The sequence below is a fragment of the Bilophila sp. 4_1_30 genome (assembly GCF_000224655.1).
Lineage (GTDB): Bacteria > Desulfobacterota > Desulfovibrionia > Desulfovibrionales > Desulfovibrionaceae > Bilophila > Bilophila wadsworthia.
In genome coordinates, this window is sequence record NZ_JH114233.1 from 840494 (window position 1) to 850812 (window position 10319).

10 protein-coding genes and 1 tRNA gene are annotated in these 10319 nt (G+C 60.8%); 4 read left to right on the forward strand and 7 right to left on the reverse strand.

What is annotated here, in order from left to right:
• Positions 1-99: 99 nt before the first annotated feature.
• Positions 100-981 carry a YitT family protein gene (locus tag HMPREF0178_RS15540; RefSeq protein ID WP_009380701.1) on the reverse strand — a complete coding sequence of 294 codons (882 nt, stop codon included), beginning with the start codon at positions 979-981 and terminating at the stop codon, positions 100-102.
• Between the two features lie 271 nt (positions 982-1252).
• On the opposite strand from HMPREF0178_RS15540, the gene HMPREF0178_RS15545 reads away from it, so the two are divergent.
• Positions 1253-1675 (forward strand): hypothetical protein, encoded by a 423-nt coding sequence (locus HMPREF0178_RS15545; protein WP_039959150.1) that lies wholly within the window; start codon positions 1253-1255, stop codon positions 1673-1675.
• A 413-nt stretch (positions 1676-2088) separates the two neighbouring features.
• A tRNA-Gln gene (locus tag HMPREF0178_RS15555) sits at positions 2089-2163 on the forward strand.
• A 135-nt stretch (positions 2164-2298) separates the two neighbouring features.
• Here HMPREF0178_RS15555 and HMPREF0178_RS15560 read toward each other — a convergent pair.
• The 4 genes from HMPREF0178_RS15560 to HMPREF0178_RS15575 all read right to left on the reverse strand — a co-directional run bounded on the left by HMPREF0178_RS15560 (position 2299) and on the right by HMPREF0178_RS15575 (position 6314).
• A complete protein-coding gene (locus HMPREF0178_RS15560) occupies positions 2299-2772 on the reverse strand; it encodes a HyaD/HybD family hydrogenase maturation endopeptidase (protein ID WP_009380704.1) in 474 nt (157 codons plus the stop codon).
• 21 nt (positions 2773-2793) lie between these two features.
• Entirely contained in the window at positions 2794-4467 is a 1674-nt protein-coding gene (locus tag HMPREF0178_RS15565; protein WP_009380705.1) for a nickel-dependent hydrogenase large subunit, read from the reverse strand.
• An 11-nt stretch (positions 4468-4478) separates the two neighbouring features.
• Positions 4479-5429, reverse strand: a complete 951-nt coding sequence (locus HMPREF0178_RS15570; protein WP_009380706.1) for a hydrogenase small subunit — start codon at positions 5427-5429, stop codon at positions 4479-4481.
• 636 nt (positions 5430-6065) lie between these two features.
• Positions 6066-6314 (reverse strand): hypothetical protein, encoded by a 249-nt coding sequence (locus tag HMPREF0178_RS15575; protein ID WP_009380707.1) that lies wholly within the window; start codon positions 6312-6314, stop codon positions 6066-6068.
• Positions 6315-6530: 216 nt separating this feature from the next.
• Between HMPREF0178_RS15575 and HMPREF0178_RS15580 the strand changes: the two genes are divergently transcribed.
• On the forward strand, positions 6531-6929 hold the full coding sequence (locus HMPREF0178_RS15580) for a hypothetical protein (protein WP_009380708.1): 399 nt from the start codon (positions 6531-6533) through the stop codon (positions 6927-6929).
• Positions 6930-7022: 93 nt separating this feature from the next.
• On the opposite strand, the gene HMPREF0178_RS15585 is transcribed toward HMPREF0178_RS15580, so the two are convergent.
• Both HMPREF0178_RS15585 and HMPREF0178_RS15590 read right to left on the reverse strand, forming a co-directional pair.
• Entirely contained in the window at positions 7023-7496 is a 474-nt protein-coding gene (locus HMPREF0178_RS15585) for a hypothetical protein (protein WP_009380709.1), read from the reverse strand.
• Between the two features lie 55 nt (positions 7497-7551).
• Positions 7552-8748, reverse strand: coding sequence for a dicarboxylate/amino acid:cation symporter (locus tag HMPREF0178_RS15590; RefSeq protein ID WP_009380710.1), 1197 nt, complete (start codon positions 8746-8748; stop codon positions 7552-7554).
• A gap of 559 nt (positions 8749-9307) precedes the next feature.
• On the opposite strand from HMPREF0178_RS15590, the gene HMPREF0178_RS15595 reads away from it, so the two are divergent.
• A complete protein-coding gene (locus HMPREF0178_RS15595) occupies positions 9308-9745 on the forward strand; it encodes a universal stress protein (protein ID WP_005027603.1) in 438 nt (145 codons plus the stop codon).
• Positions 9746-10319: the final 574 nt, after the last annotated feature.

Sequence of the window (10319 nt, forward strand, 5' to 3'; positions counted from 1 at the left end):
TCAAGCACCAGGTAAAAGATAAGCGGAGGAGCGGGCGGAGTCAATGCGGCCTTGGCCCGCCCGGCGCGTTGATCCGGCGCGTCATGCGCTCGTGCCGCCTCACTCCCAGTTTTTGAAGCCGAGCCCCACCACTTCCGTCACATCGGAGAAAATGAGGAACGCTTCCGGGTCGATTTCCGCGATGTACTGCCGCAAATCCACCGTCTGCCGCCGGGTGAGAACGACGAGCAGCATGTCATGGGGCCGATCCGAATACGCCCCTTTCGCCGGGATGATGGTTGCCGAGCGGTCAAGCTCGTTGAGGATGAAGTCCGCGATGTCCGGCGTGCGCTTGCTGATGATCAAAACCTGGCTGCGCCTGTCGAATGATTTCAATACCCTGTCGATGGTCACCGTCTCCACGTACAGCAGGAGCCCGCCCATGAGGATCTTTTCGATATCCACGACCACAAAGGACGCGAAGAGGATAACCACGTTGATATAAAAGGACATCGACCCGATATCCACGCCCCAGCGCTTCCGGGCCACCATGACGATGACGTCCGTCCCGCCGCTGGACGCCCCCACGCGGAAAAGCATCCCGAAGCCCACCCCGCCCACGGCCCCGGCCAGCAGCGCGGCGAGGATGGTATTGCCGATGACCGGATACTGGAACAGCTCGAAGACGGGGATAGCCACGCTGGTCAGGACCGTCACGTACAGCGTCCAGAGCGCGAACCGGAGGGACAGCGCCTTCCAGCCCCACAGCAGCAGGACGGCGTTGCCGACGCTGAGCACCCATGCCGGGGATATCCCCCACGCATAATTGCTGATCAGGGCGAGCCCGAGCACGCCGCCGCCCGCGAACTGATACGGCACCGTCAGCGCGACGACCGCGAAACACGTCAACAACGTGCCGATGGTGGCGGCCAACAGGGTATGCCACTCCCGCCGCAGCGACAGGTGCGGACGCCGCAACACGTTCCCACTCAAAAGGCCCATGCTCGTATTCCTTAAAAAAGATATGCCGTCCAAAGAGTTAGAGGCAACAATGCCCTCTCCTTCCATAAGCCATCGCCCCAGCCTTGGCAATCCGCCCCGCAAGCGCCGCCCGGACGGGAGCCCACCCCCGTTTGCGCGCCGTTTATTGCTCTTTCTTTCACGATAAAAATCAACATGTTTTTAAAAAAGGTAACATGGCTTTTTTTCTACCCTATTGACCTCTTTTCCTGCGTGGCTTATGGTGAAACCAAATAAAACGGCGGTAGGTGCCATGATGTTGTCCACGTTCGCCAAGAACAGACTCTTTATCAAGAGTTTCCTGAGCATACTGATGTTGCTCATGCTGTTCTGCACGCCGGACGCACTGAAGGCAAACGCCTCATTTGACACTTCAGTCACAACAAGCTTCGTCCCCAGCGAATACCTGCCTCTGGAAACGGAGCAGGCCACCGCCGTTGTCCGGGCGAACAAGGCTTTCCTCCCCGAAAGGGGCCTCAACAGGGAAACAGGGTTCCCTCTCCTCACCCTGCTTTTCCTTCTGCTCTATCCGCTCTGCACGCGTTCGCTCAGGACGCTTTCATGGGCGGATCTCCTCCTCCCACGGCTTGCCGAAATCCGGGGCATGTTGCCTCTCCCCGGCGCGCCGCCTCTCCATAGGCTCTCCTTCGTTTCCACTCTCAGGGCTTGCGTGTAACGCACATTCCCCCATGCGTCAGGGACGCCCCAAAAGGGCGCGCCGGACCCACGGCGGCTATGCCCCGCCTTGGCGCAACGCTCCGGCATTCCCTGACAAACGACAAGGAGTTCTTATGGACATCGGATTGAAGGTCGTCCTGATTTGCGCCGGTTTCATGGTTATTTGCGTCGTCCTCGGCATGATCGGCAAGAAGCTCGCCGAATAGTTCCCCACAGGCAACGCCATATCCTCAGGAAACAAAAAAGGCTGTCGCTCCGGCGGCAGCCTTTCCGCCTTCCCCGGACGGCGCAACCGTGCGTTTTTCCGCCCCCTTTCCCCGCCGCTCCGCCCATGACGCCGCTTTTTGACGGAAAAAAGCATTTTCCGCTTGACTTCCCGGGCATTCTTTGACAGAAACCTTCTCACGTTGTTGGGCTATCGTTCAATTGGCAGGACGACGGATTCTGGTCCCGTTAATCGTGGTTCAAGTCCACGTAGCCCAGCCAGAAATTTAAAAAGGAAGGTCATTTGGCCTTCCTTTTTTTGTTGTGCGCTGCGCAGAATGGACTTGATGAAGGGAGGAGGAACCTTTCTGAAGAAAGGTTTCCCCTCCCTTCCCCAAGCTTTTCTCTAGCCTGACACTACGCGATAACCCCGCGTGCGCGCAGCTCCTCGACAACCTTTTCGGCCAGCTCGGGCAAACGCGCCTGACAGATCGGGGTCAGCCCGATCTCCATCGTGTGGTAATCGGCTGGCTCCATGCCGATCACGACCGCATCCGGCCTGTGCCCCGCCAAATCGCAGTAAATCAGCGTGTCGACCAGATCCGTCTGATGCATGGAGTCGCGGAAACTCATACTCTCGCGCAGCCCCTCGCCTTCCAAACGGTACAAGGTCCCCGGCTCGCCGCCGCCAAGGACGGCATCCACCACAATCAGCAGATCGCACCCCATGATGGCGTCCATCAGCCGGATGCCGAGCGTGCCGCCGTCCATGAGCTCCACATTTCCGGGCAGGGATGCGCACTGCTGCAGATGCTCAACCGTGCGCACCCCGATGGCCTCGTCGGAGAACAGAATATTGCCTACACCCAAAACCAGCACCTGTTCAGCCATCTTCCGTTCTCCCGTTTTCACTTACAATATCTGGAACTTGCTGACTTCATTGGTCCTGCCGTCGATCACGTGCACCGCGCAGGCGATGCAGGGGTCGAAGGAATGGACCGTGCGCAGGATTTCGACCGGGCGCTTGGGATCGGCGATGGGCGTGTTCACGAGCGCCTCTTCCACCGCGCTCGGGATGCCCTTCGAGCAGCGCGGGCCGAGGTTCCACGTGGAAGGCACCACAAGCTGGAAGTTGGCCACCTTCTTGTTCTCGATGACCAGCCAGTGGGAGAGCCCGCCGCGGGGCGCGTTCACGAAGCCCGCGCCTTCGCCCTTGTCCGGCACTTCGCAGTTCTCGACGATCTTCTTGTCGCCGGAAGCCACGTTTTCCTTGTATTCCTGCAACATCTCGCCGGTCTTCTTGGCGATGACGGCGGTTTCGATGCCGCGCGCGGCGGTCCTGCCGAGCGTGGAGAACAGATCGCCGGGCGTCAGGCTGAGGGTCTGCAACACGCTGTCGACCACCGGGACGACCTCGGCGTTGCCCTTGAGATAGGCCACCAGAACCTGCGCGAGCGGGCCGGTTTCCACGGCGCGCCCGTCGTAACGGGGAGCCTTCATCCACGAATAGCGATCCTTGTCGCCCATGAAGGTGAACTTGGGCTCGGTAACACCCTGGAACGGCTTATGAACCGCATCGCCCGCGTACCAGCTGTGCCGCACGTGCTCCTCGATCTTCGAGGGATCGAAAGGCAGGGCTTCCAGCTTGCGGTCGAACACCACGCCGGGCTTGAACCACCGGGATTCGAGATTGCGCTCGTCGCCGGGGAACTCGCCGAAGGTCATAAAGTTGGTCGTGCCGCCGATCTTGGTCCAGTCCTTGTACGCGCCGCCGACAAGCAGCAGATCCGGGATGTAGACCTGATTCACGAAGTCGTTGACTTCCTTGTACAAGCCTTCGAATTCGGCGATGCGCTCCGGCGTCAGGCTTTCGTAGCAGGTCACGCCGCCCGCCACGAGGAACTGGGTGTGCGGGTTCTTCGCGCCGAACACCGCCATGGCCCGCGCCGCCTTCACCTGCAGCCGCAGGGCTTCAAGGTAATGCGCCGTGGCGATGAGATTCGCTTCGGGATCGAGGTAGTAGGCGGGATGCCCGCCGAGGAAGTAGGCGTTGGTGAACGGGCCGAGCTGCCCGCTTTCCACAAAGGCTTTCAGCTTCGCCTGCACCGCCTTGAAGTCGTCCGCCGACGCGGGGCGCGGGGAAACGGAGGAACAAATTTTGGCGGCCTTGACCGGATCGGCCTGAAGCGCGCTGGTCACGTCCACGAAGTCGAGGGCGTGCAGGTGGTAGAAATGCACGATATGGTCGTGCAGGTACTGCATCCCGAGCACGAGATTCCGGATGTAGGTGGCGTTCTTGGGGATTTCCACCTTGATCGCGTCTTCGAGGGCGCGGGTGGAGGCCAGCGCGTGGGTATAGGTGCACACGCCGCAGGTGCGCTGCGTGAAGTGCTGCACGTCGCGGGGGTCGCGCCCGACCAAAATCGTTTCAAGGCCGCGGTACAGGGTGCCGACGCTGCGGGCTTCGCTGACGCGCCCGTCCTTCACTTCCACTTCAATGCGCAGGTGGCCTTCGATACGGGTCAGGGGATCGATGACGACAGGTCCGGTGAAATGGCTCTGGGGTGTTTTTCTGGCTTCGCTCATGGGTGCTCCCTCTAGTTTTCATAGAACGGGGACAGTTTGTCCCAGAAACCGGGCTCGCTGCAGCCGATGCACGGATGTCCCGCGCCCACGGGCCAGTTGGTCCCGTTGAATTTGACCTTCGGGCAGTTGTTCATAGTGTCCGGGCCCTTGCAGCCCAGCTCATACAAACACCAGCCGTTGCGGGCCTCTTCGGAATCGAAGGAGGGAGCGAATTCGCCGTTGTCGAAGTGTTCCCGGCGCTCGCACTGGTCGTGCACGCTGTTGCCGTAGAACATCATGGGGCGGTTGTTGGCGTCGAGCTCGATGTTGTCGCCGCGGAGGAAGGCGACCAGCGTGCCCACGAGATTCAGCGGGTTCGGGGGGCAGCCGCCGATGTTGATGGCCTTGATGCCCTTCGCGCCGAAGCATTCGTTGACGCCCATCGCGCCGGTGGGGTTGGGCTTGGCAGCCTGCACGCCGCCGAACGCGGCACAGGTGCCGTAGGCGACCACGGCCTTGGCCTTGGGGAGGATGCGGCCGCAGATGTCGAGCATGGTATGCCCGGCGATGTAGCCGTATTTGCCTTCATTCGCCGTAGGGATGGCCCCTTCCACGACGCAGATGAAGCCTTCGGGAGAGGAAATGGCCTGTTCCAGAGCCGCTTCGGCGGCTTCGCCCGCGGCGGCCATGATGGTTTCATGGTAATCGAGCGAAATCGTATCCAAAATCAGCTCATCGATGAACGGCTGCCCTGTCCGCAGCAGGGCCTCCGAACAGCCCGTGCACTCGGCGTTGTGCAGATACACCACGGAAGGGCGGCGGGGCATGGTCAGCGCCCGCGCGACCTGTTCGGCGAATCCGGTCCCCATGCCCATCGTCACGGCGACCATGCTACAGAATTTCAGGAAATCTCGGCGGGATACTCCCTGCCGTTCCAGCCGAGCCTCGACATTCTCTTTTCCCAGACCAACGGCAATACGCATACGCTTCTCCTTATTCAGCGGCCGGCAAGATGTCGGTCACATGCGTGGATCAAAATGGTCGGAACCCCTCCCGCATCCCCTTGGCGTTTCCTCCGTAAAGACGACGAAACCGGGCCGATGTCCCTGTGATTGCGGAAGAAACGCCGCACATTGCAGAGCGCGGCCTCAGGTCCGTGCCCCAAGGCAAGCATTTTCCTCCCCCGGGAAGAACAATGCCGCCCTCCTCCACTTCGGAACAGCCCAGTATAAGGGTATTCGAACGCTACGGCAACGATAGGGCCGTGTCAATCGGGTTCTCGAAAAATCGTAACGTGAAAAAGAGCGCATAACGGGACGTGATGAGAGTGCTTGCACACGGTGTTAGAGTGCTTCCGGGCCGTTGTTATGGAAAGGGAAAAAGGGAGGCGGCAGGGCAATCAAAAGGAAAGAAGGTGCGGCGCGGCATGTTGCAACAGAAAGAACATGCCCGGACTGGATGCAAGAGAAACAAACCGCCTCTACGCCGGATTGGACGAAGGGCACAAAAAAAGCGCCCGCTGAGGCGCTCCGATGCGGCATTCCGGTGCCGCGCCCGCACAGTCCGCCGGGGCTGTGGACGATTCCGTCCCGCAGTATCCCGGTGGGCTGAAAGGGCCGTTACGACAGCTTCAAGAATTTTCTGGCCCGCTCCACCTGCTCCTGAATGAGGGCGTCTCCGACCTTCTTGGATTTCAGGAAGTGCTCAATGGACTTGGCCACGTCATCCATCGGGATGCGCTGCTCCGAGCACACCTTGCGCAATTCCTTGGCGCGTTTTTCCTCGGCGGGATGACCGGCGAAGATATGATCCGAACCACCAAAGCAACCGGGAACGTGCGATTCCCATGTCTTGACTTTCTGTGACATCTCAAATCTCCTTTCCTTTAAGGATGCGATCGTTCCATGCGATGTCAAGATGCGATGCATTGATTCCCTGAAAAGGAAGTAAGGTTTACAGTGTATGAGAGGCGAAAGCTTCCATTGCAGTGGGGCATGATTTGTTTTCTCTCATGCGGTTGCCTTTTCCCTTGCCTTGGGTACACTCAGGACAATCAGTCACAGTCTAACCTTTGGGGGATTATCATGAAACGCAATAACGCGCTGCTGCACGGCTGCCTCCTCGCCGCCGGGCTGACGCTCCTTCCGTTCGCCGCCCACGCCACCGGCCTGAGCAACCATTTTCTCGCGGAAAACTCGTTCACCCAGTCCGTCAAGGACGGCTACCAGGACATCAAGAAAGAGGTGAAGGAAACCGTCGACGAGCTTACCGGCGACGACAAGACCGATGCCCAAAAATTTCAGGAGCGCCGGGACAAGGATCTGAAAAAGTACTACAAGGAAGTCCGCGACGCCCAGAAGGACTATGTGAAGGAGCGGGAAAAGGCCCAGCGCCAATACCTGAAACACCACAAGCAGCTTCCCTTTAAGGAAGACCTGCAAAAGGATCTCGAAAGCGCCCCCGCGCCCACGACCGCGAAGTAACCCCGATGCCCCGGCCTGCCGGGGCTTTTTTGTGCCTGCCGCCCAAGGCCCGCCCAGACAAAACGGGCCGGAGCGTCTGCCCCGGCCCGCGTCCTATTCGGCGAACTCCAGCTTGATGATGCTGGCCTTCCAGACCACCCTGTCCCCTTCGGGATCGCGGGTCAGGCCGGGGGCCTTCCAGCAGGCCGACACCGTCCCCCGTGGGTTGATGATGTGATCGTCGTCGAACCAGTTCCCCTTGGCGATGTTGGTGCTCCGGCCTTCACGGTAGGCGCCCACATTGAACCGCACGCCCGTCACCGTCTTCCCGCTCCCGTTCGTGATGGAGACGAGCAGTTCGCCCTCCCCGCACGCGATGCCGGGCGACGTCCGCGAAGCCGCTTCCGCGGCGGGCTCCACGGTAATGGCGACAAGTTCCCGCTGGCGCTCATCGTAAACGCCGTATCCCCAGAAGGCGATGCCTGCAAGCACCCCGGCCGTCCCGACGACGGCCAAGCCTATCAGCGTGTTCCGGGGCCAAAACCAGACCAGGACACACAGCGCGACGGCAAGGATCACCCACGGCATACTGGCACCTCCTTTCCGCCGGGGCCAAGCGCGGCGGGGGAATACGTTGACGGCACTACTCGCCCGTGCCGAAGCGGTCGTCGAGCTGACGGTTACGGTTGAAAATCCCTTCCATCATCATGGCCAGCGCCCCGTCCCCGGTCACGTTGCAGGCCGTGCCGAAGCTGTCCTGCAAAGCGAAGATGGCCAGCAGCAGGGCCACGCCCGCCGGATCGAAATGGAGCACGCTCGTCACGAGGCCGAGCGAGGCCATGACCGTCCCGCCGGGCACGCCGGGGGCTCCCACGGCGAAGATGCCGAACAGCACGATGAAGAAGGCCATCGTACCCACGGACGGCAGCGCGCCGTACAGCATCAGGCTGATGGTCATGACGAAAAAGGTTTCGGTCAGCACGGAGCCGCACAGGTGCACGGTCGCGCCCAGGGGGATCATGAATTCCGTGACGGTCTTGCTCAGGGCCGGGGAGCGCCGCGCGCAGGACAGGGCCACGGGCAGCGTAGCGGCGCTGGACATGGTCCCCACGGCGGTGAGGTACGCGGGCAGGTAATAGCGCAGCACCCGCCACGGGTTACGGCCCGACAGGATGCCGCCGATGCTATAGAGCACGGCGAGCCAGATAAAATGGCCCACAATGACGATGCCGATGACCTTGAGGAAAATGGGGAACTGCACGGTCAAGCGGCCTTCATAGGAAAGCTCGCAGAACGTCGCACCCACGAAAAACGGCAGGATGGGGATGATGACCCGGGTCACGACGCTGGTCATGATGGCTTCAAGCTCGGCCAACGCCTTGTTGATGATCTCGGCCTTGGTCCAGCTCACGGCGAGCCCGAGCAGCAGCGCCGTGACCAGCGCGCTCATGACGGACATGAGCGGCGGGATGTCCAGCACAAAGGACGGCTTCGGAAGATCGACGAGCCCGCTCACTTCCGTGGGCACGGACAGGTGCGGGATGATGGCGTAGCCGGAAGCCGCCGAGAACGCCGCCGCGCCGACGGACGAAAGATAGGCGATGGCCACGGCCGTCAGCAGCATCTTGCTGGCGTTCTGCCCCAAGCGGGCGATGGCCGGCGTGATGAAGCCCACGATGACGAGGGGCACCGCGTAGAAAATGATCTGCCCCAAGGCGTACTTGACCGACGCCACGGCATCCATGACCTCCACGTTGGCCATGCGCCCCAGAAAGGCGCCGATGGCCAGTGCCACCAACAATTTGATGATCAATCCGAAATCGCTTTTCTTGGCGGACATCGCCCACTCCTTCTCTCTTCATCAAACATGCCGGGAAGGGTCCCGGCCTCCTCGGGGCGGCCCGCCTTCTCCTCGGGGGCCGCAGAACGCCATGCCAAAAACAGGCCGGAGGCCCTGCCGTTCCCCACGGCCCGCCTCCGTCCACCCGTCTCCGCCCCATCATACGTGACACGGCCCGCAAGGACAAGGCCGCCCGGCAAGCGGCGGCGGATCGGAAGGGAACGCCCCGGCGCATGGCGATCAGGGTGTCCGGCGACGGCTCCTGCGGCATCCGCCTTCCTCACGATCAGCCGGGACTCTTCAAAGCCTTCCCCTAGATACAGCCGGGCTTCCGGAGCGGCCTATGACGCGGCGACGGCCTATCGCGGCGGCGCGGGGCGCCCCCGGGCGCTTTGCTGTCGACATTCGCGGGGCGCCCTTATGAAAGGAATAGCTTGAGATTCAACAAGATATCATCATTGCTTCCCTTATACGCGAGGATTGTTCTTGACAGACTCCTTCCTCCTTGGGCATCGTAACCCCAATAAAAACCGTTTTGGGCACCACAGGAGGCCATGCTATGGAACTGAAAAAGCTTCTTTATGCCGTTGACTTGGAAGACGCCCCCCATCCGGCCATCGAACACGTGAAGATGGTGGCGTCCCTGACGGGCGCTTCCGTTTCGATCGTATACGTGCTCCCTTCCGAAACGGTCTATGAATCCAACTACCTCTCCGGCGAGGGCCAGCCCAACAGGATCGCCCCCACCCAAGCCCTGCTGGAAAAGATGGAACACTTCCTGAACACGAACTTCCCGGAAGGCGTCGACGACTGCGCGTTCCTCATGGGGAAGATTTCGGAAGAGGTCGTCAAATACGCCCACAAGAGCGACATCGACTGCATCGTCGTCGGCGCGCATGGCCGGATCGGGTTCCGGCAGCTGTTCGCCGGGTCCGTGGCTACGGAAGTCGTGAAAAAGGCCCACTGTTCCGTATCCGTCATCCGCCCCAGATATTGACGGAACGCCGCCCTGCCCTTTCCCGGCAGGCAAGGAAAAGCATTACGCGTTTTGGAACCTCCCGCCTGGCGGGAGGTTTTTTCATGCGGAAAAGCGTGCCCCGAATACGTCCCGCCGCGCTTGCGAAGATGGGTTGACCCGGACTTCCCGGCGGTGTAACAGGAAACCGTTCATGAGAAATGCTCATGGGCGACATTTCTAAGGGTGGTGTACCAATGCTGTATACGCGCAACTGATTGAGGACAAACAGAACCCACGGTGTGAGGTTCTCATTGTCTGTTCGGACGCGGAAAGAGCATGAAGCCTTTCGCCGCCCTTCTGAGTGTGCAGCCGAGGGGAGGCCGTAAAGGCGTTCCTTCTCTTTCCCCGTTCAGGATGGAGCCATCGTACGCATGGTGTATCCGCCAAAACGTTTGGGAAGGAGTAGGAGATGAGGAAAAATCTTTTTGCGACAACGCCGGGCATCATCATTGTGGGCGCCGTCATCGGCCTGATCGCCGTATGGCTGCAAAAGCTCGGCAACCCGGCAAACATGGGGATCTGCGTAGCGTGCTTCGAGCGCGATGTGGCCGGA